General features: G+C 34.2%; 12 protein-coding genes. All 12 read right to left on the minus strand.

The annotated features are described in order from the left end of the window. Positions 1-104 precede the first annotated feature (104 nt). The 12 genes from ABJF52_RS16595 to ABJF52_RS16650 all read right to left on the minus strand — a co-directional run bounded on the left by ABJF52_RS16595 (position 105) and on the right by ABJF52_RS16650 (position 23,382). On the minus strand, positions 105-3,404 hold the full coding sequence (locus tag ABJF52_RS16595) for a VCBS repeat-containing protein (protein ID WP_348152809.1): 3,300 nt from the start codon (positions 3,402-3,404) through the stop codon (positions 105-107). A gap of 223 nt (positions 3,405-3,627) precedes the next feature. Next, entirely contained in the window at positions 3,628-5,160 is a 1,533-nt protein-coding gene (locus ABJF52_RS16600; RefSeq protein WP_348152812.1) for a RagB/SusD family nutrient uptake outer membrane protein, read from the minus strand. Between the two features lie 20 nt (positions 5,161-5,180). After that, the gene (locus ABJF52_RS16605; protein ID WP_348152815.1) at positions 5,181-8,294 is read right to left on the minus strand and encodes a TonB-dependent receptor; all 3,114 of its coding nucleotides are present in this window, start codon (positions 8,292-8,294) and stop codon (positions 5,181-5,183) included. A gap of 331 nt (positions 8,295-8,625) precedes the next feature. Continuing rightward, on the minus strand, positions 8,626-10,419 hold the full coding sequence (locus ABJF52_RS16610; protein WP_348152817.1) for an arylsulfatase: 1,794 nt from the start codon (positions 10,417-10,419) through the stop codon (positions 8,626-8,628). Positions 10,420-10,447: 28 nt separating this feature from the next. After that, positions 10,448-11,314, minus strand: a complete 867-nt coding sequence (locus ABJF52_RS16615; protein ID WP_348152820.1) for an AraC family transcriptional regulator — start codon at positions 11,312-11,314, stop codon at positions 10,448-10,450. A gap of 30 nt (positions 11,315-11,344) precedes the next feature. Further along, entirely contained in the window at positions 11,345-14,164 is a 2,820-nt protein-coding gene (locus ABJF52_RS16620; RefSeq protein WP_348152823.1) for a chitobiase/beta-hexosaminidase C-terminal domain-containing protein, read from the minus strand. Positions 14,165-14,180: 16 nt separating this feature from the next. Then, the gene (locus ABJF52_RS16625) at positions 14,181-15,653 is read right to left on the minus strand and encodes a sulfatase-like hydrolase/transferase (RefSeq protein ID WP_348152826.1); all 1,473 of its coding nucleotides are present in this window, start codon (positions 15,651-15,653) and stop codon (positions 14,181-14,183) included. Positions 15,654-15,707: 54 nt separating this feature from the next. Continuing rightward, positions 15,708-17,132: a sulfatase-like hydrolase/transferase gene (locus ABJF52_RS16630; protein ID WP_348152829.1), complete on the minus strand. Its 1,425-nt coding sequence runs from the start codon at positions 17,130-17,132 to the stop codon at positions 15,708-15,710. 32 nt (positions 17,133-17,164) lie between these two features. Beyond that, the gene (locus tag ABJF52_RS16635) at positions 17,165-18,955 is read right to left on the minus strand and encodes an alpha-L-fucosidase (protein ID WP_348152832.1); all 1,791 of its coding nucleotides are present in this window, start codon (positions 18,953-18,955) and stop codon (positions 17,165-17,167) included. 336 nt (positions 18,956-19,291) lie between these two features. Further along, on the minus strand, positions 19,292-20,773 hold the full coding sequence (locus tag ABJF52_RS16640; RefSeq protein WP_348152835.1) for a sialate O-acetylesterase: 1,482 nt from the start codon (positions 20,771-20,773) through the stop codon (positions 19,292-19,294). 19 nt (positions 20,774-20,792) lie between these two features. After that, positions 20,793-22,274, minus strand: coding sequence for an arylsulfatase (locus tag ABJF52_RS16645; RefSeq protein ID WP_348152838.1), 1,482 nt, complete (start codon positions 22,272-22,274; stop codon positions 20,793-20,795). A 163-nt stretch (positions 22,275-22,437) separates the two neighbouring features. Further along, positions 22,438-23,382 (minus strand): hypothetical protein, encoded by a 945-nt coding sequence (locus tag ABJF52_RS16650; RefSeq protein ID WP_348152841.1) that lies wholly within the window; start codon positions 23,380-23,382, stop codon positions 22,438-22,440. Positions 23,383-23,582: the final 200 nt, after the last annotated feature.

Genomic DNA, 23,582 nt, shown 5'->3' on the forward strand with positions numbered 1-23,582 from the left:
AGTTGCAGCATTTGATACTTTTTTTGCTATATTTTGTATTTTATTATTCTTTATTTACATTTTACCATTAACATTGTCTACCCTACTCAACTATTAGACAGTTATTATTTAAATTCAACAAATTGAATACTGTCATTATTTACAGCAAACAGAAACCCTTTTTTCTCTGTTCGTTCTCTTATAATTGGCACTATACTTTTAACTTCCTTATCCATTAAAAGTCCACTCTCAGTCATAGGAATTGAAGTAAAACTTTTGTCTTTATTATTTTTAAGTACTAGTCCAATTCCGGCATCAGACCTCGGTGTTTCGACTTCCGCATCATATAGGTTCCCAGCAATTAATAGATCTTGAAAACCGTCCTGGTTATAATCGAAAACGGCGATGTCGTTTATAGACGAAATTTGTGCTTCAATAGGGAGTTCATGAGTTTGAAATTCCCCATTTCCTTTATTTTCAAACCATTGATGTGCAAAGGTATTTATAGTTTTATGCATTGAATTCTCCAACATTTTTTCACCATAAATATCATCTAGTTTGGCAGATGCAAAAGAAGCATAGGTCTCAAAATTCTTTTTTATCATAGGTATTTGTTGGGAAGAACATTCTCTACCTCTCACAGGAAGTTTAACTCCTTTTTTGGTAACACTTAATACAATGTCTTGCCTATTATTTTCGTCGAAATCATTCACATAAATCTCAAAAGGTGACTTCTCTGAACTTTTATACTTACTATTCAATCCTAGGTTTCCTGCAAAAATATCGAGATCACCATCATTATCTAGATCTGCTGTTTCAATAGTATTCCACCAACCAACAGTATTCTGAAAATTTAATTCCTCCGTTACATTCTTCAACTGATTACCTTCATTTTTAAAAAAAGTAATTGGCATCCACTCGCCACTAACAATAAGATCATTTCTCCCATCATTATTATAGTCGAACCATAAAGCATCAGTAATCATTCCTAAATTTCGTAGTTCTGGAGCAACTTTTTCAATTACATTTTCAAATTTTAAGGCCCCATCTTTCCCACCTTTATTTTCTAACAAATAACTAACCGGAGGTTGTAGGTAATAACCTGGAACAATTCTCCCACCCACAAAAATATCGAGGTCTCCATCACCGTCGAAATCTAATGGCAAGACCTTAAGACCACTTGAATTAATTTTAGGCAAAGCACTTACCGATTTAACAAATCCATTCGCAGTATTAATATAAATTCGATCTTGGTATTCTTCTTTGTTCAGTGCTACATTATTACCACCACTTACAACATATAAATCTTGATCACCATCATTATCAAAATCTGAAAAAACTGCACCAACATCTTCAAAGCCATAATCATTAACCCATGGGCCATTTATCTCAGTAAATTTTCCTTTATCATCTTGAGTAAATAATGCGCCTTTTTTGTTCTTAGCATTACCAATAAAAAAATCATCAAGACCATCATTATTTACATCGCCAACAGCTAAAGCTGGTCCTAATTGAGAATTCTGGTGTGGCAATAATGGTTCAACTAAAAAATCATCGTAATAATCTTCTTGGTGTTTAAAAATTATTTTCGACTCTTTGGTTATATTGGTAAAATGTTTTTGATTGATACTATTATCCTTCTTGTTTAAAAAGGCATTGTCGTAATCGATATTCAATATCTGATTCGCCTTTATATTAGTAAGTAATTGTTTTTTATTATTTGGCCAGAAAACTTCAACTTCATCAACAGTTTCCGATTGGCCCAAACCAAAATGTAGGATTGGCTCAACACTAGATTGAAAACCTCTAGTTGGGCTTTGTTCCATCCATTGTGTTACTCCTTGAGTTACAATTTTTAATTTAGCCCCTAAACCCATAGGGTTTTGCTTAGATCCTTTTAACGTAAATCTTAAAAAATTAGCAGCATCATTTTTGTTCTCTAATAAAGTAGCTTGAGCATCAATATTATTTAGAACCATATCTAAATCACCATCATTATCAAGATCACCATAAGCAACTCCATTGGAAAAACCTTTTACATTTCCTTGCCATTCTTTAGACACGTCTTCAAATTTATAGTTCCCTTTATTCTGAAATATATAATTCTCAATAGGTGTGGACGGTGCTTTTTGCATGTCTATTTTATCAGCCACCAATTTAGTTTGCTTATCACTATTCTGTAAGTCATTATTATTTACATCTAATCGCATGCCATTAGTAATGATGATATCTTTTAAACCATCATTATCAAAATCAGCAAAAAGTGGAGCCCAACTCCAATCTGTTGTAGCGATACCCGTGAGCCTAGCTACATTACTTAGAATTGGCAATCCATCTTCATCAACACCATTATTTACTTGTAGGCTATTCTGCATGTACTGATAATGAAAGCCTAAATCAACCATGGAATAAAAAGATGCAGGGTTCATACTCGCCATATTCGTTTTTGAACGAAAATGATCATTTGGTGTCATATCGACTTGAACCAAATCCATAAAACCATCATTGTTAAAATCTGCTGCATCTACACCCATTCCAAACATAGAGGTTTGACGTGTAGTTTGTTTTAGCTTTTCCGAAAAAGTACCATCACCATTGTTTATATAGAAATAATCCGGCACGTTAAAATCATTAGAAACATATAAATCTTGCCATCCATCATTATTAAAATCTGAAGCAACAACTCCAAGGGAAAGACCAAAATTCAACAAGTTAGATTCTTCAGTTACATCTTCAAACTTTCCATCTCCATTATTTCGGTACAAATGCCCTGATTCTTCATAATTTCTTCTTTGCATTTTATTATAATAATATTCATTGGGCATAGTCAATGGTATTATCGGATAATTTGCTACATATAAATCTAAGTCATCGTCATTATCATAGTCAAAAAAAGTAGCTTGAATAGAATTGCTAGCATCCCCAATACCATAATCATCAGCCATTTCTGTAAAGGTTAAATCGCCATTATTAATAAGTAGCTGGTTTTCTGTTTTATTTCCTAAACCAGAAACGCTTAAATAAATATCTAACCAACCATCTGCATTTATATCTACCATGGTCACGCCAGTATACCATCTGGAGTCACCAGCCACAGGATTATTTACACTAATATCCTCAAATTTCATTTTACCATTATTAAGATAAAGTTTATTTGAAGCCATATTACCAGTTAAATAAACATCGGTTAGGCCATCATTATTTATATCACCCATAGCAACACCGCCACCCATGTAGATATATGGAAAAGTGTTATAATTTAATGTATCGGTAATTTTAATCGTATTACTAAAATCAATGCCAGATTGGTTTGAATTGACAACTTCAAAACCTTGTGATTTTAATTCTTTTTCTTCATTTTTATTCACACAACTTATGGCAAGGCTAGAAAGAAAAAGAACCACTATTTTGACTTTTTTTAGCATGTACTTCATAAGATTCTTAACAGAATAATGAGCTATGAATATTTTATAAAATGAGAATTAACACTAATCTGTATAGCGTAAAATTAATTCCTACAATGTAAGACAATTCTAAAATTTCTTAAAACAAATAACTCAATTTTAATAGTTGAAAAAACAAGATAATCCCCAGCGCTAACTGAGGACTATCTTCAACTCAAAACTAATTCAATAAACTAATAAAATATTACCATCCCGGATTTTGGTTTAGGTTGGGATTTGCTTCTACATCTTGTGCCGGGATTGGTAAATATTCATGTCTTCCTCTAATAAAGGTTCCTAGACTATTGGATCTAAATTCTGGATTTTGCTCGAATCTGTCAGCAGCAATTCCCCATCTATTTAAATCAAACATTCTATTGCCTTCAATAGCTAATTCTTTTACTCTTTCATCTCTAATAGCTTCTCTAAGGTCGGCTTGGTTAAGCCCACTAATAACAGGCATGTTTACTCTATCTCTAACTTCTTTAAGAGCATCTAAAGCATTTTGAGAACCACCATTAACTTCATTTTCCGCCTCAGCATACATTAAAAGCACATCTGCATATCTGAAAATTTTCCAGTTGTTCGTTGCACCCTGCCATGAACCTGGTGTTAATGCATTTTCTCTTCTGAAGTTTAAATATTTTCGATTCCACACTCTATTCAAATCATCGCCAAGCATTGTCTCTGTAAAAACATCTTGGTAAATCATAGCACCAGGATAATTCCATAGTAAAGTTGCCTTTGCTCTTGGGTCTTCTTCAGCATCAACTGTTTGTTCATTTAAGAACAAATCCAATACCCATTGGTTTACGCTAAAACTTTGCTGACTACTATAGTTACGAGGTGCAACATCTGCTTCCCAAGCTTGTGCTCTATACACATTACCACCTGCACCACCCCAAGCACCTGTTTCATTACCATCATATTGAATTTCAAATAACGATTCTTTCGTGTTCTTTAATTCTTCGGTGAAATTGTCATTATAGTTTTCATTAAGCTCATAAAAACCAGAATCTATTACTTTCTTAAGCTCAATAGCAGCATTAGTATAGTCATGCGTATATAAATAACTTCTACCTAAAAAAGCAGTTGCCGCACCCCAAGTAGCTCTGCCTACTTCCCCTTTTGGCGGTTGACCATCCTGTGGCAAATTAGCCTGTGCTATAGTAAAATCGCTAATGACTGAGGCATAGGTTGCTTCGATTGTTGAATTTGGTAAGAATAAATCATCTAAACCACTAGCTTCCTCCAGACTTAATGGAGAAGTAGCCCATAAGTTTACGATATAGAAATAAGCTAATCCTCTCAAGAAATGAGCCTCGCCTAATATTTCACTTTTTCTTGCCTCATCCATTTCAATTTCTGGCACTCTATTTATAACTTGGTTAGCTCTTGAAACCATATTATAAAACTCAGTATAAATCTCTCTATTTCTAGGGTTTTCAGGTCGTATAGATAATGCGCCTGCATCATTCACATTTGACTGTGGAAATGGATTAGCAATATCTGATCTATGAATAAGATGTATTCCTGTTAATATTCTACCAAATAATGGAATAGTTGGTAGTGGTGCATAAACAGCTGTTAAGCCACCTTCTGCATGTTCTTCATTTTGCCAAAAACTCTCGGGAGTTGGACTATTCGGATTTGTAATATCTAATTCATTGGAGCAACTATTGAAGGAAAACAGACCTACAATCACCAATGCCAGATATATTTTTATATTATTTTTCATTTTATATTTTTTTTAATTTTCTAAAAACCAACCTGAACTCCAAATAGGATGTTTTTGTTATTAGGATAAGCACGTCTATCAACACCTCCGTCAAACAAACTTCCATCACCATCCAAAGGTCTACCCAATTCTGGATCGTAACCTTTATAGTCTGTAAAAGTCAGCAAGTTTTGACCTGTAACATAAAATCTTAAATTAGAAACGAAAAACTGTTCCGTAAAATCTGAAGGCAAAGTATACCCTAGCTGAAATGTTTTAAGTCTTAAATACGAACCATCTTCAACTAAATAATCAGAAGGTCTTTTATTTAGTGCCAAATCTCTAATAGTAGCTCGTGGTACAGTTGTATTGGTATTTGTAGGCGTCCAAGCATTTAAAGCTTCTGTAGATTTTATACCTCTAGTACCATCTAATACATAATGGTACCTTTTACCATTCCATAATTCATTTCCTTGAACTCCTTGTATAAATAATGACAAATCAAAATTCTTATAGTCCATATTAAGTGCAAGACTATATTCAAAATCGGGAATTGCACTCCCTAAATAAGTTTGATCATCATCATTAATTACACCGTTACCGTCTAAATCGACAAAGTTCATATCACCTAATACAGCATTTGCTCTACCATCGGCATCAATTTCAGCTTGTGTTTGATAAACCCCTTCAGTCAATAGCCCATAAAAACTAGCAACCGGCTCACCAACATCTGTTCTTGTTGCTTGATATCCACCTTGGGTGTATCCACCACCTGTAATTGCATTTACTCCATCACCTAAGGCAATTACTTCATTATCCAGAGTATTAAAATTTAATGTTACATCAAAATTCACACCATCCTCCACTGAAAAGTGTCGGTAAGTCCCTCCAAATTCGAAACCTTTGTTATCGATTGTAGCAGCATTACTCGGCAATGAAGTTCCTGTACCCCCACTAAGTGGAATAGGAACACTAACAAGAATGTCTTCAGACCTTTTACTAAAATATTCCGCAGAGAAACTAACCTTACCATCTAAAAACTCAGCATCGAAACCATAATTCTGTATCGTTGTAGTTTCCCATTTTAAATCAGGGTTTGCTAATTGTGTAACAATAGAACCACCATAAACTGTACCTCCTAGATTATAAAAATTACTAGTATTTAATGCACTTGAAGTTACGTAATTGCCAACATTTTGAGAACCTAACAAACCATAGCTACCTCTAAGTTTCAAATTACTTACGAAGCCATCTTGCGGAAAGAAATTTTCTTTACTAATTCTCCATCCTAATGAACCCGAAGGAAAAACACCCCATCTATTATCTTCCTTAAATCGTGAAGAACCATCGCGACGAATAGTTGCGCTTACAATATATTTTCCGTCATAATCATAATCAAGACGACCTAAATAAGAAGTTAGCGCATATTCTTGTAAATTTCCAGTTGTATTGTCTGTATTATCATCAGCAGCATCTAACACACGAAATTCATTGAAGATGAAATTTGTCCCTATACCTCCGGCAGATCTAGCTGTAACGGACTGTGTAGTATAGCCTCCTAAAAGGGTTACTCCATGCTTACCAAAAGTATTACTGTATTCTATGGTATTTTCCATTAAAGAACTCAACGAACGAATATAGTTTTCGGTTAATCTCGCAATTGTTTCCGATGCTTCTTGCGATGTACTTTGAAAGAAAGTAGGCTGAAAAGCATAATTATGAGTTAAGGAATAATCGATACCCAAATTCATTTTATACTTAAGATTCTTTGTTAATTGAAGTTGTGGTTGAACAGATCCAACAAGTCTATCTGTAGTAATTAAATTATCATGTAAAATGGCTCTACCATACCAGTTAATACCTCTAGCAAGACCATGTAAATTTGGATCTAAACCAGCAAATCCACCTTCATTATTCTCATCATAGACAGGAATCGTGGGTGGTACAGCACCTTCTCTATTAAAAAAGTTGTTCTCATTTTGCTCCGATCTAGATAGTAATAGACTTTGAGATAATGAAAAAATACCTTTTTTAAAACTTGTATTTGCCGTAACATTATACCTCTTAAAATCTGAATCTACTACTACACCATCTTGATCCAACACTTGACCGGAAACATAAAAACGTGCATTTTCAGAACCTCCTGATACATTTAAATTGTACTCCTTATACATGGCTGGGTTAAGTGATAAATCTTGCCAATCTGTATCTATACTTGGATCAAAACCTGTATCGTTTGGTATTGCTCGTGCATCACCATCATTATCTCTTGCCATATTATGCCAATCTGCATATTCCCGAGCATTCAATAAATCTAAATATTTAGTTGGTGATTGATATCCAATTTTTGTTTCAAAATTAATTTTAACATCACCAATAGTACCTTTTTTTGTGGTTATCAAAACCACCCCATTTGAAGCACGGCTACCATAAATAGCTGCTGATGAAGCATCTTTTAACACACTAATTGATTCAATATCGTTGGGATTTATAAAAGACATTGATTCTACAATGTTACCATCAACTACATATAATGGCTGATCATTTCCGAAAGAACCAGTACCTCTTATTACTACGTTAACACCGGCACCTGGAGCACCACCATTTGCTTCTACTTTTACACCTGGCACACGACCTTGTAAAACACCAGCACTATTTGCATAAGTTACTTTTTTAACTTCGTCGCTTTTTATAATACCAACCGAACCAGTTAATAAAGCTTCCTTTTGAGTACCATAACCAATTACTACAACTTCTTCCAAACTCGCAGCATCAACAACCATATCAATGTTAATAGTTGTTTCATTTGCCACGGTTATTGATTGAGATTTCATACCTATATAAGAAAACATAAGTACATCGCCGGTATCAGCATTAATAGCGTAATTACCATCGAAATCTGTTTGAGTACCTCTTGTTGTACCCTGTACAATTACGTTTACACCTGGTAACGGAACACCAGTATCGTCCAACACTGTTCCAGAAATTTGCTGCTGCACAATTGTTTCTGTAAACAAGTTAGAATTCTTCTCAGAAAACGCCCATGCATTAATTTGAGCTAAAAAAGTAATTATTGCAAATAATGCAACCCACTTTTTCTGCTTCGGCCTTTGGAACGAGCTTATTCCATAGCAGGCAGAATTTGATTTTTTCATTTTTAATTGATTTAAGTTAGTTAGGTTGTTAATACAATTAAGATTTTTTGATTTTATATATTCTCAAAAAAATCAGCAAAAAACAATAGTATTAGTAAAATGAGAGACGAAATTATATGAATTTAACACCTATAACCACCAAAAAATAAACCAATAGTGATACTATTTGTGCAGACAGCCGCTAATTTTAAGACTTTTTTCTTCCTTTTTAACTTTTAAATGAAAATCATTTTTTGGCATAATTTGACACTAATATCCCATAAATAAGAATATGCTATAGGACAATCTTTCGATTAAAATTAAGGTTAAACCTATAATCTATAAGTGTTACCTATAGTTTTTCAATGTAGACATAATAGGCAGGATGCACTTTATTAGCAGCATCAATTAACTGTGCTTCCATATCATATTTTCCCGCCGATATTTTTGTAGTAAAAGACACTTCTTTTTGATCTTTTTCAATTTTAACGGTTTTCTCTAAGTCAGCAACGTAGATATATGCAGTTTCAAAGTCAGATTTAGTACTTGCAGGCATAATTTGTTCCAATTCCACTCTTTTTTTCTGTTCTGGAAAAGTTTCATTTATTGCAAATCCACTTTCTCTAGGAAAACGACATAAACTAATTTTATAATCTCCATCTTCAACAACTTCAATTTTCCATCTACCAGTAGCTTGTAAAGATCTCGTGGCACCATGTTGATGCCATACACCGTTAAATTTACCTGTCATTAAATCATGAGAAGATATTCTACTAGGGTTTTCTTGTGGGGAACCAACTTTTATAAATGCAAACCGTTCATCAGCACCTTCATCCAAAATAGATTGCCACCATTTTTCATAACCTAATGCTAACTTTTCAACCACCTCTGGATGCTGATCAAAAACGTCAGTTGTTTGACTACGGTCAAGATTTATATTGTATAATTCGTTTCCGTTTACCAATCTCCAGTCGTTATCCATTACTGAATACTTTCTGTATTTGACTAAATTTTGTAGGCGTTGTGTATCCATATATAAAATACGATTTGGCCATTTACTAGCTTCTTGATAAAGCAGTGGTTTTAAACTTTTCCCATCCAAAGGCTTAACGGCGTTATGGTCTAAGTCCAATAAATCTACAAACGTTGGTAACAAGTCGTAATGTGCCACCAATTTATCAATATCCTTACCACCAGTAAGCTTCCCATTAGGCCAACGAATAAATAAAGGAACCCGATGACCCCCTTCATACTCACTTCCCTTTTGACCTCTTAATCCAGCATCAAACACCTTATTACCACCTGCTGTACCATTATCGGTAGTGAAGATTAAAATGGTATTATCTGCAATATCCAAAGCATCTAACTTTTCTTCAAGTAGTTTAAAATTATCATCGATATTGGTAATCATCCCATAAAAACGCTGATAACGTTCTTCAAGACCTTTAACTCCTTTATATAGATTCATATACTTCTCAGGTACATTTAGTGGCCCATGTGGTGCATTAGTTGCGATGTAACAGAAAAATGGTTTGTCCTTATTTGATTCAATAAAATTTAAAGCTTCAGAAAAGAATACATCAGTACAGTATCCCTTATATTCTTCAGTTTCACCATTATGCCAATAGGTATCGTCAAAATAATCATTCCCCCAAAAATCTGGTCCTTGGGTTATACCGCCACCTCCATGTCTTACTACTTCATGAAAACCTCTATCTTCTGGTCTAAAAGGATAATTATCACCCAAATGCCATTTACCAAACATTCCATTGGTATAACCATTTTGTGCAAATATCTGTGGTAATAAAACTTCATCAGCTAATAAAAGAGAGCGTCCTGCGATGGTGTGAAAAACATTTAATCTGTTAGTATGTCGGCCGGTCATGATAGCACCTCTGCTCGGCGCACAAGTTGTTGATACATGATAATTGGTAAACCGAACAGCATCTTTATAAAAATTATCTATGTTAGGTGTTTTTATAATCGGATTACCATAACAACCCAAATCACCCATACCTTGATCATCCGTAATAACTACAATTATATTTGGTTTAGTTTTAGAGGTTTTTTGCGCATAGCCTATGGTAATAAAAACAGATAAAAAGAATAAAAGGAAATACTTTTTAAAAATAATGTTGGTTGACATTTTGATGGATTTTAACTTATTACAGACTTTATTTTGATCTATGATTCTTTAAATATGAAGAAGGTGATGCCCCATGTATGGTTTTAAATTGTCTATTAAAATTTGAGATATTATTGAATCCGCACATGTATGCAATCGTTGTAATACTTTCTTTATTCTCTAATAGCAATTTACACGCGTAACCCACTCTAATTTCATTTAAGTAGGTTGTAAATGATTTTCTATGTGTCTTCTTAAAAAACCGGCTAAAAGCGGACTTATTCATATCAGCTATTTCAGCGACATCACTAGAACTAATTGGGCTATTGAAATTTTCAAAAACAAACTCATAAATTTTGTCTAATCTTCTATTTTCGGTTTTATGAAAAGCACTTACAAAACTACTACTCGATAAAAACTCATATTCCGAATGCTTTGATAGTAGAAACAAAATTTCAATTAGCTTAAAAACTCTGGTTGTGGAATTATGCCCTACTAAATTAATAATCTCATTAAGTATTGAAGCATCAATATTTGTAAACTTTATTCCGCGACTTGCTTGATTTAAGAAATTAGCGATTATTTTCATCTCAGGTATGTCAAAAAAATCTTTCCCTAAAAAATCTTCTTTAAAATGAATTGCAATTGCTTCGGCTTGCATTTCACTATTTTCTTCAAAATACACTTCATCATTCAACCACATATGTGGAACATCTTTTCCAATAAGAACTAATTCTCCTTCTTTAAACTTTGTAATACTATCTCCAACAAATCGAGTTCCAGTACTTTGTAAAATTAAAACAAGTTCAAATTCCGGATGATAATGCCATACTCGCAAAAAGTTTGCAAATCGATTATGTGAAACGCGAAACGATTCGTTAACAATGCTTGATCTATTTAATAAATGAAGTTTCATACACAAATATTTAAATTCGTATTCCCTATTCTATTGTACAGCTATAGCAAGTCTAAATACTTTTTCCTGGTAATTACGAACTGCTCGTATTTTCACTGTACTCCCTTTATATTTATTTAATTGACTTATTAAACTAGTAGTATCGGCAACCTTTTCATCATTTACCGCTTGAATAACCCATCCGTTTACCAATCCAGAATTCACCCAATTAACACCAAATTTTGGATCTATTGATTTAATAAAACATCCTGTATTATATCCTCCCGAAGCATCAATTAAATCAGGGTCATCTGCAATATTAATTATAGAAGCACCATACACTTCAACCACATTAATAGGCTTCTTATCAATAATTTCCTTTAGGCCTTCATATTTCCCTGAAAGCAAAGTTCCTAACCAGCTAGGATACGATTTCTTGCTAACCTTTTTATATTCTTGAGAATTTACAAACCCTATTGCACTTCCATCTGTATTGAAATTACGAAATTTTAGTATCACCGACTTTTGGAACTTTAACGGGTGCGAGTAAATTCTTGATTTAATTGTAGGTTCCGAGCCATCGGTGGTATATCGAATACTGCCGTTCTCTCCTAATCTACTATCTGATATAAGTTTAATTTCTATTTCATTTTCAAATTCGCTTCCAAATGGAATGGCTCTCGTCATTTGATGACCAAAATTATCCATTGCAAAATTTTTAAACCCCAACTGTAGCGCTGGTGAATTATCTGCAACACTATAATCACCATTTTCAGGGTTTACGAACAAGGGGTTATCAATTTTAGAATTTAAATCATATCCTGAAGCTTTCCATTGTTCAAAATTATTTTCATTACTTATCTGGTTATTCTCAGGGTAGTTTACATTCCAGTATAAATTATAATCATAATTATTGCTCCAATTCGATTGGTCTGTCATTGAAATAGGCCGTATAAAAATGTTAGTTGGTGCTTCTTCACCTGGCACCTTACCTGTTATAACAAAAATATTTTGAAACACCTCATCTTCTGATGCCTTTGGCCAAACATGCCATCCTAAAGGAACCGCACTTACCGTAATATTATTAAACACTTTACGATACATACCATCTCTCAATTTTATAGAAGAACCAAGATTTAAATTATTATAAATTTCATAATTGCTTGATCCATCGTCTAAATCAATTGTCCAATTTCCTGCACTTATAGACTGTCTATGATTAGCAATCCTATTATTCCTAATAATTACAGGGTCAATAGCATCTAACTTTACATATTTTTTAATAAAATCTGTATCAGCATTACCTCCAGCACCTAACCATTGTCGTTCGCGACCCCAGGAATTAAAAGGACCATGCTCACCAGTTTCGCGTACTGTTTCCCAGATATCATTATATTCTATAATATGCCCGCCCCATGTTCCATCATTAATACATATAGCAGCTCTTGGGCAATTATATATTGTATTATGTGCTACTGTGATTTTATGACTCATGGAAATATAAACTCCAGCTACTTGTTTACCATAATCACCAAAATCGTACATAATATTATTTTCAATTACACAAGATTTTGGATAATTTGGAGATTTTGGACCTGGCTTTAAGTCCATATTTTTTCTCATTTCTAACCAGTCCTTTCCAAGAATTTCTTTATCATCCCAAGTTTGATAAAAACGAACTGCATCTGGTGAACCAACAAGAGCTACTGCACTTTCGCCAATATGATAAAAGCGAGAATTAGATACAGAATTATTACGATTATAAGAACTCATGAACACCCCATTGCCTCCCAAATATTCAAAATTAGCATCAGTTATAATACAATCTTCGGCACCTTCTAAATAAATTGCTCCACCTCGATGAATAGCCCAATCGCCACGAGCTACCGGCTCATAAGTTTCCATAAAGGTAGCAGCACTTTGTGTAAAATCAATTCCTTTAATTGTAATATGCTTTACTGGATTTTTTTGACTACCCTTTATTTGGATTAAATCTTTTAGCACCGGAACTTCCACTAAAGCAGTACTCAAATCGACACCATTTTCTGGATTATAATAAAGTAATTGTTCCTTTTCATCTAAGAACCACTCACCAGCAACCGTTAATTCTTCAAAAATATTCTCAATGAAGAACCATGACGCATGTACTCCTTTTCCACCTACACCATATGCCCGCTGTAATTGCCAACCACCTTGACCTAAATATATTTTATTATCTAATGCATTATAGTCTTTTATTCGGTATTGCATATTACCCCAATTATGACTTTGAAAAGCATGAAGAATACCAGTTTCAGGATGCTTCCAATCTTTATTTTTAATATCCTCCTCTTTTATGGTAATCCATTTATCGTATCTACGATTTGTGCCATCCGCAACTTGTAAATAACCCCTACCACCACGCAATGGGTTTTCGTAATCATAATCTGGAAAACGCGCACGCACCTGTCTTTTTCCATTAATAAAAAGTTGATCAAAACTTAAATTAGTTGGAACTTTAGTAACATAAATGTGTTCGTTATACTTTTTCCATCGTAATTTTTCTAAAAGCTTAGAACCTTTTATGATTACTTCGGCACCGGCCATATTAGAAAAAACTATTGGATATTTTTCAGTACCCGACACACTGGAATCCAAAAGAATAGTCTCATCTAAATAATAAGTGCCTTCAGTAAACCACACGGTAACCGCTTCGTTACCAGCATATTTTACCAACTCCTTTACAGCTCTATCAAAAGAAGCAAACGGAGCAGATTTAGTGCCATTATTCTTATCATTTCCTAAAACAGAAATAAAAATGTCTTCCGCACCATATATTGATGTAGAAAAAACAAATAACAGCGGTAAACACAATTTGCATATAAGTCTCATATTCTTAAAAATTGATTTATTTCGATTGATTCCAAAGTCGATAAGGGTCGTCATGCGATTCCATTTCCGATAATAATAATGCTTCCATTTCGGCCAGTTTCTCGCCAAATTTTGGATTGTTAGCTAAATTAGTTTGCAACTCCGATTCTTTTTGATGTTCTTTTACATACTCGTGAGGATTTTCTGCCAAGTTAAAAAGTTGTGTTTCACGAACAGCACCGTCCATCATATCATATTTAATAAGTTTCCAATCTCCTTTTTTAACCGTACGCATTCCAGGTTTTGTGCCGCCACAATAGACGCCGTACATAACCTCTCGAATTTCATCTTTCTCCCCATCAATAATAGGTTTAAAACTAGTTCCTTCAACAGTATTCGGCAATTCAATATCAGCCAAATCAACAAGTGTTGGTAAAATATCTAGCAAATAAATATTACCCTCCACTCTTTTGCCAGCTTCAATACCAGGTCCATTAATTATAAATGGAACACGCCAAGTATGCTCATACAAATTTTGTTTCCCCATTAAACCATGTCTACCAATAGACATTCCATGATCAGCAGTATAAATAATATAAGTGTTGTCTAACTCACCCATGGCTTCTAATTTTTTAAGAACCTTGCCCAACTGAATATCTATATTTTCTGAACAAGCATACTCTCTACCTAACTCATTTCGTACAGTTTGTTCGTCTCTATTTTTCCATACGCCACTTACCCTTTCTTCATCTCGTAAGGTAGGATGCCCATGAAAAAAAGGATGTGCCTCTAAATAATTTTCTTGTAGTGGAGGTTGTTTATCATTTGCAGGAGGAAGACTTAAAGTATCTGTATGATTGGTGGCCCCGTACTTTGCTAAAAGTTCAGGCGTACCATCTCTTACATCGTGTGGATGCGAAAAACCAAAATAAATTAGAAACGGATTTTCATCTGCCTTGCTTTCTCGTTCATCGAGGTAAGTCAAAACTTGTTTGCCATGCCAAGCACTACCTGTTTCGGCTGTACCTCCTCTTTTTGTAGCATCATGTACAATTGTAAATTGTTCATTAGCGGCCGGATATGAATTTCCTTTTTTACAAGTGCGCATGGTACTATAACCTGCATTATTAAATACTGCACCCATTGATTGTTTTTCGAGTCCAACTGGTTCGTTCGGATTCACAAAATCTCCTCGTGAAGGTAAATGCCAGAGTGTACGACCTGTCATAATCATATGTCTTGAAGGAGTGCAAACTGCACCTAACCACGACCCCATATGTCGCGCACTTTCAAAGACCATACCTTCGTTTGCAAGTTTAGAAATATTGGGGGTTTCTAATATCGATTTAGGGTCATACGTTTTTAAATCGAATGGTGATTGATCATCAACCAAAACAAACAAGAAATTTGGTCTTTTTTTCTGAACAACCTTTTCTTCTTTGTTTTTACAAGATGAAACTATAAACAATACTAATACTATATAAATAAAATGTTTGAAGTGCATTTTCATAATGTTCTATTTTCCTCTTGGCTTACTTAAATTCTGTTGTGATAATTAACAATATCATGGCTTGAGATTATTTCTCATTTCTGAAAAACTATTCGCTGGTGGATTTTCAGGTAATGTTTTTTGAAATTCTTTAATTTTATTTAAAAGTTCAGCTACTTTTTCCGGATTCTCTTTTGTTATATCGTATTCTTCAGCCCAATCTATGGATAGGTTGTACAATTCAGTTCTACCCATTTCACTATTGGTTAGAAGTTTCCAATTGTTTTCTTGAACCGCGGCGCTAGGCCAAAAATTTGGTAGGCTACTAGAAAAACGCCAATCCCAAAAAATAGGTTTATTTCTATCCATTTCATTTCCTAAAATGGCTGACACAATGCTCATTCCATCCGATTTATAGTCCCGAGGTAAATTGGTTTGAGCAAGCTCTAAAAATGTAGGTAATAAATCTACAGCAGCAAGTTCAGTTGTTTTATTCACTACTCCCATTGGTGTTTTACCTGGCCATCGCACTAAAAAAGGGATGCGCACACCTCCAGCAAAAAGAGAACGTTTACGTCCTTTTAATCCATTAGCCTCGCCAACTGAATAGTACGTTCCCATACCAGGGCCCGTTGAGTTATCTTCTGTAATTTTTGCTTTTCCAGTAATTTCTGGTCCATTATCAGATGAAAAAACAACTAACGTATTTTCATCAATACCCAGATCTTTTAAAGTTTTAAACAATTCTCCAATACGTGCGTCATACTCCGCAATAACTGCTGCATATACTTGTTGTTGCTCGTTTAAATGTGAAAACTGCTTTAGATACTTTTCTTTAGGATAATGTGGTGTATGTGTTGCATGAATCCATGCATTTACAAAAAATGGCTTTTCTTTATTTTTCTTTACAAACTCAATAGTTTTATACAAGGTAGAATCGGCTTGCGTTTGATGTAAACTACTTGGTAGATTAAACGCACCATAATCGTCATATCCATATGCTAAAGGAGAAGGTCCATCTTTAACATGTGTATTAGACAAATGCCATTTACCATAATGTGCAGTTGAGTATCCGGCTTCTTTCAACATTCTAGGAAGCATAGGTGCTTGTGGATTTAACCAGTCTGGCATATTTCTTTTTACATGCGACTCAACTGAAGCAAAATGACCATGTACACTATGGCGAGCTGGAAATTGACCGGTTATAACTGCTACTCTACTTGGAGAACACACCGGATTTACAACAGAGAAATTTTGAAAATCTATACCCTCAGCCGCCATTTGATCAAGGTTAGGCGTTTTACAAAAGGTACTACCGTGAATTCCTAAATCTGTATAACCCCAATCATCTGCGAAAATAAATATAATATTAGGTAAAACTTTTTCAGCTACTTCATCACTTGTCGGTGCTAATTTTGTTTGTTTTTCCCGGCAAGAAACTAACAGCAAAAGAATCGCTATTGGAAATAAGAATCTGTTTTTTACACTACTAATTTTCATAATGGTATTAATAAGCAATAATGAAACTCAACCTACTCCATACTAATTTCGGGGGTAAGTCTTAATTCTTTTAGACTTGCACTTTTGCTATTTCCATTTACAAGAGTTATTGTTAAAGAGTGATTTCCTGACTTCTTAAATTTAAGAAGGCCCATTTCGTAATATTGGTAAACACTTGATGAATTTTGTTCATTTTGCACGACTTCACCTTCATCCGATTTAATATTCCATACCAATCGACCTTCACCAGTATAATTTAAATCTATTTGATAACTTCCTGAATCTTTTATTTCTATATCCCAGGTGACTTCGCTTTTGTTTGTCCAATTTTGAGCTTGCTCTATATGTTTCCATTCTCCAAATTTTTCCATCCATTTTTTTTCAGCAATAGTGCATTCTTTTGCACTTGCAAAATCTACTGCTAATGCTGTAGAAAATACTGGATCTATATAATTTGAAGGTGAAACATCTAATACGCCATCAACAGTAACCTCAATAACTGAAACCGATTGTTCTGGTCTTTTTACTGGCAAACTTATACTTACCCAATTACTATTATCAGTCTCTAATTTCAATTTATCACCATTAACTATCAAATTAGCAGTAGTGATATTATTTTTTAACCCTGGCAACCATAATTTACCATCCAATGGCCATTTATAAACACATAAATTTAATTTATCATCTTTCGAAATCGTCACATCACCCCATGGCAGAGCATGCCCCCATGGTGAAGCACCTGCATTATATATTACCTGTGGATATCTGTTAATCCATTCTCCAGTAGCTTCAAGAGATTTCACTGCTTCATTGGGTACAGTACCATTTGGTGCTGGACCTACATTTAACATATACGTACCACCACGAGCTACCGTAGAAATAACACTTTTCAATATCCGTTTTGGGCTTTTCCAATTTTGATCATACCAGGCATAACCCCAAGAATCGTTAGTAACATCTACAGTTTCCCATAATCCATCAATATTTTTAAGAGGTATATTCATATCTCCTAATGACTGATAATCACCCAAACCATGACCAGCACGACCTGAGATCATAGCATTTGGTTGATGTTTACGTACTACCTGCACCAATTCTTCTACATACTTTTTTTCCATATCACCAGGAGTGTCGAACCACACCATTGCAATATCTCCGTATTCTGTAACAATTTCTTTCACTTGAGGTAAGCATTTCTTTTTGAAGTAATAGTCAAAACCTACTTCTTTTCCTTTTTCATTTATTTTAGGCCCTCCATTTCCTCCAGGGAATGTCCAATCTTGATTGTGGGAATAATAAAACCCAAACCCCAAACCTAAATCTTTACAGGCTTTTGCCAATTCCTTCATGGGATCCCTAGTAAAAAGGGTTGCTTTTACGATATTAAAATCGTTGCTTTTTGAGTTGTACATAGCAAAACCGTCATGATGTTTACTTGTAATCACAATGTATTTCATGCCAGCATTTTTTGCTAATTGCGCAATTGCTTTGGCGTCAAAGTTTACAGGGTCAAAATTCTTAGCTTCTGCCTTATATTCTTTAACTGGAATTCCTGCTCTCCTTGGGTTCATTATCCATTCACTTATTCCATAATAAGTAGAGTCTTTCCATTTATTTCCAATATTAGAATACAACCCCCAATGAATAAACATGGCATAATTTCCATTATCAAAAAGTGCTGTTCGAGATTCAGGAGCACTTGTCCCTTGCTTTTTTTGATTACCCCACATTTCATCCATGCCTTTAGGCTCATCATCTTGTGCCTTTAGAAAAGCAGCTAGCATAATAAATGTAAATACGAGTATCTTTTTTAACATTCTCATTATCAAAATTTGGTGTATTGATTCAATAATTTCTATGTGCAGTTTCCTTACTAATATTCACCTTCACCATTTCAGCTATAGGAGGCGAATACTAAGTTTAAATATAGAAGTACTAAACAAGTATTTATTAAAACTGCTAATGATTAATGAATCAATTCTACAACAAACAAATCTATATTATCGAAAAGATGAATGCCACCTATTAATAAACCAAATGTGATACTATTTTTGCATCAATTGAGAATTTAAATGATTTTAGGTGTAAAAAGCAGGTAGAATTTTATTGATTCGTAATTTAAGTGTGTAAAAAATAAATTTTTCAGAAATTTTATTATTTCAAGGCACTGGTTTAAAACTATCCGTTCTAAATGGTTGAGCAGGCAAATCCGCTTCATTTACCAAATTAACTTCTGGTTTTGCCGAAAAAGCATATCTAACATATAGTGGATGTTTTACTTTTGAGCTAGTTAATACTATCGTTTCTCCATTAATCTTGGCATCAGCTTTATGCCACTCTTTTGTATCGTTTGCTAACCAAAAAGCCAAGGGGGAATTTCCATCATTAGTTTTTAAACCTTTAGCATTTTCATACATTATCGTAATAGATTTACTAGAAATAATTACATCATTTAATTTAGGTCCCTCAGCAGTAATATCTTTATTAATAAACGTCTTTTCAGCCATAAGCGCTAATCTTTTTCCGATAGGCAATTTATCCTTAGGATGAATATCATGAGCTTCACCCAAATCTATTGTTGTAATCATTTCGGCATTCGAAAGCTCCAAAAGTTTATATTGCGATTCTCGAAACCAGGCCCAAGAAAGGTCATCCGGTTTTTCAGCACTTGGGTTATTTTTATTCTTCTTATTCCCTACAAAACCAGGCAATGTAATTCCCATAATTTGTAACTCCTTATTCTCCCATAATTTTCGAAGATGTTTCACCCAAAGTGGAAGTGATTCTCCATATTGCAACATTGCTTCAATTGATTTGGTATTGGCTTCCCCCTGATACCAAACTAACCCTCGACAAGAAATTGGGATTAATGGATTTAGCATACTATTGAAGATAATATTTGGTTGCGTACGTAAAAAAATATCTTCTTTAGTTGTCCTTTCTTTTCCTTTAGCTAATATTTCTACTATTCTTTTTTGCTTTGCTGTGTCTGCATCAAAATCGTTCATTATTGAATTGAAGTGCGGCAATTGTTTCGTCATTGCCCTTGGCATCCAACCTTCAATGGACGAACTACCCCAAGAGGTTAAAATTATACCGACAGGAACATCAGCAGACTCCTGTAAAAAATGAGCAAAAGAAAAGGCTACTGCGCTAGCGGGATTTTCAATTTTCCACTCCCCGTTTACATACTTTTGTTCATCAAAAGATACTGTTCGCTCAACCTGTAAAGTTCGAATATTCTTAGCTACTGCTTCTAATGCTTTGATATCTGGAATATTATTATAGCCCATTTGCATATTAGATTGCCCAAAACATATCCAAACTTCGCCAACCATCACATCATTAAATACTATAGAATCAGTTTCGGATTCAACCTTAAAAGAATAAGGTCCACCTGCTTTTTGTGACGGAATTACAACTTGCCATTCTCCTTTAGAATTAGTTTGAGTTTTTACTGAAACACCGTCTATAAAAACCGAAATCATCGCATCAGGTTTAGCTTCACCCCAAATATTCAAAGGCATATCCCGTTGCAGAACCATGTGTTCTTGAAATGGAGAACCTAGTTTTAATTCTTGAGCAAAAAAAGTAGTGACCGATAATAGAAAGAATACAATTTGTAAGCTATATGTTCTCATTAATTAATTTTGGTTGAGATTATTTGGCTAAATAGGTTCCTTGATCAAAAGTAAACACATCCGATTGCGTTCTCGCTTCTTGTAAAATAGATGCCATTTCACTAACGATATCTGGATTTTCATTAGCTAAATTATTAGTTTCACCAATATCACTCAAAAGGTCATAGAGCTCTATTTTAGAATTTTCTTTGTCAAAAACATTATATTTAACCGCTTTCCAATTTCCTTTTCTTATTGCTTGTCTACCTCCTCTTTCATGAAACTCCCAGTACAAATACGCATGTTTTTTCTGATTTTTATCATCACCGAGTAATGTTGGTAAAAATGAAATTCCATCTAAATTATCTGGTGTTTCTAGACCAGCTATTTCAGAAAAAGTTGGAAAAACATCCCAAAAAGCTGAGGCATGACTAGATGTAGTCTTTGGTTTAATTTTTCCGGGCCAACTAACAATCATTGGCACACGTATTCCACCTTCATATAAATCCCTTTTTACACCCTTAAGTGGACCATTACTATCAAAAAAATCAGGGTCAGCACCACCTTCTTCATGGGGTCCATTATCTGATGTAAAAATTATTATAGTATTTTCAGCCAATCCTAACGCCTCAACTTTGGCTACTATTTCTCCTACTTGCTTGTCCAATAAATCAACCATGGCAGCGAAAGTAGCATGCGTTTCTTTTTGTGATCGATATGGCCCTAAATTAAATTCAGGCCCATCATCTTCTCCTTCATACATTTTGTCAGGTGAAAACTTAGCTCTGTATTTAGCGATATATTCTTCAGGAGCTGCCAATTCTGCATGAGGAATAATCGATGGAACATATAAAAAGAAGGGGGTATTCTTATTTTTATCAATAAACTTTAGTACTTCTTCATGTATAAGTTCTGGAGCATACTGTCCATCATTTTTATCAAAATTTTCTGAAAGTACTATCGAATCATTATTAGACCATAAATGATATGGATAATAATTATGACCTAAACGTTGACAATTATATCCGTAAAAAGTATCAAAACCCTGCTTCATCGGGTCACCTTCTGACCCAGGGAAACCCAAGCCCCATTTTCCAAAAGCACCTGTTGCATATCCAGCTTTTTTCATAGCCTCTGCCATAGTATAAGTGTTATCTGGAATAGGGTATTGCCCTTCGGGTTGTATTTCTTTATTACCTCTAACTACAGTATGCCCAGTATGCATGCCCGTTAACAATGCAGACCGCGATGGCGCACATACAGTGCTACCTGAATAGTGTTGAGTAAATAACATTCCTGAATTGGCAAGCCTATCAATGTTAGGTGTACTAAACTTTTTTTGACCGTAGATACTTAAATCGCCATAACCGAGGTCATCTGCAAGAATATAAATGATATTTGGCTTAGTATAGTTATTTCCTTCAGCAACCGTCTCTTTTTGCTGTTCCTTATTTTCTCTGCAAGAATTCACAAAGGCAACTAAACTTAAAATTACTGCTAACACAAAGGTGGTTTTCTTCATAGCAACAATTTAATAAACATAAACTAATTACCCATGTACTGCAACTACAAATAACCTTTTATTTAGTTTATTAAAAGGGATAAGCAACAAAAAAATATCTCACCGATGTTTTGAAATAAAAAAAGGCAGGCCGAAAAATTGGGATATTCTCCAAACTAATAACCTATTCGGGAATTGACTCTCCAAATTTATATTTAATTCTATGAATACCATCTTCTACTTCACTAGAATATATTATCCCATTAAAGTAATCTATTCTAATATCTGTATCAGCATTAAAAAATATGGTTTCTATTTCATTTGATTCAAACTCCTCTGAAAGTGCTAATAAGTCAGAATCAGCGTCAAAAGTAAAAGACACCTTACTACCATCTTCTTTGATTCCATTTAAACTAACATTTCTTGCTCCATTTCGGACTAAGTACCTTAAATGTAAGAGCATTCGATAATCAACGAATTTATACATAGGAATATTAGTTTCTTCATCATATGAGAATATATCATCTTCTGTATAGTAAATATTACCTGTTAAAGATGAATTCAAATCCAGTCCATTATCGCCAGTTCTGAATAATCCTGCTGATGAAAACGCAAAACCTGAAATATACCTATTGCCAAATGGATAACTCTCTATTTTGTATTTTTCATCTTGGGATATAAACAAAGTTCCTCCTCCTTTTTTAGTGATATTATAATCAGTATTTACCAATACGGCATCTAAGACATCATATTGCCATCCCTTTTTATAGTTAATAGAAGAATATTTTTTCAAATTTTCATCTATCGATTTTTTTCGTGCAATTTCCATCCTCAAAATATGTATTTCAGCGTCAGCATCGCTCGCTCCTAGCTCTCCAAATAATTGCGAGTCACCAGATATTCCAAGGGCAAGATTAACATTGGGATATGCTTCATCATTCCATTGAAAACCCATACAAGAATTATGAGGCGACATCGAGCGTATTGTATTTAACTCTACCAATTGAGCAGTTTCTTCGATATTCAAAGGTGTTTCCAATTCTGTGTCATCATCTTTTGAGCAAAGTGAGAGAGGAAGAACGGTAAAGACTAATATTAAAAATTTGGCGCTGAATATAAATGCTTTCATATAGTAGAAAAAATATTTCGGCTAATCTAATAAAAATTCTAAATACGAAGTTTCATTTTAAATAGGAAACCACATCTCCTGGGCCCATTTTTTATGGAATTCTACTACAAGCAATTTTATTCAAAATGTAATGGATAGGCATTCACTTTTTCGCTTCAGAATTTAGGCCTTAATACCCGAATCACTAAAGTAGAATTCAA

This window comes from Aurantibacter sp. (assembly GCF_039941195.1).
Lineage (GTDB): Bacteria > Bacteroidota > Bacteroidia > Flavobacteriales > Flavobacteriaceae > Aurantibacter_A.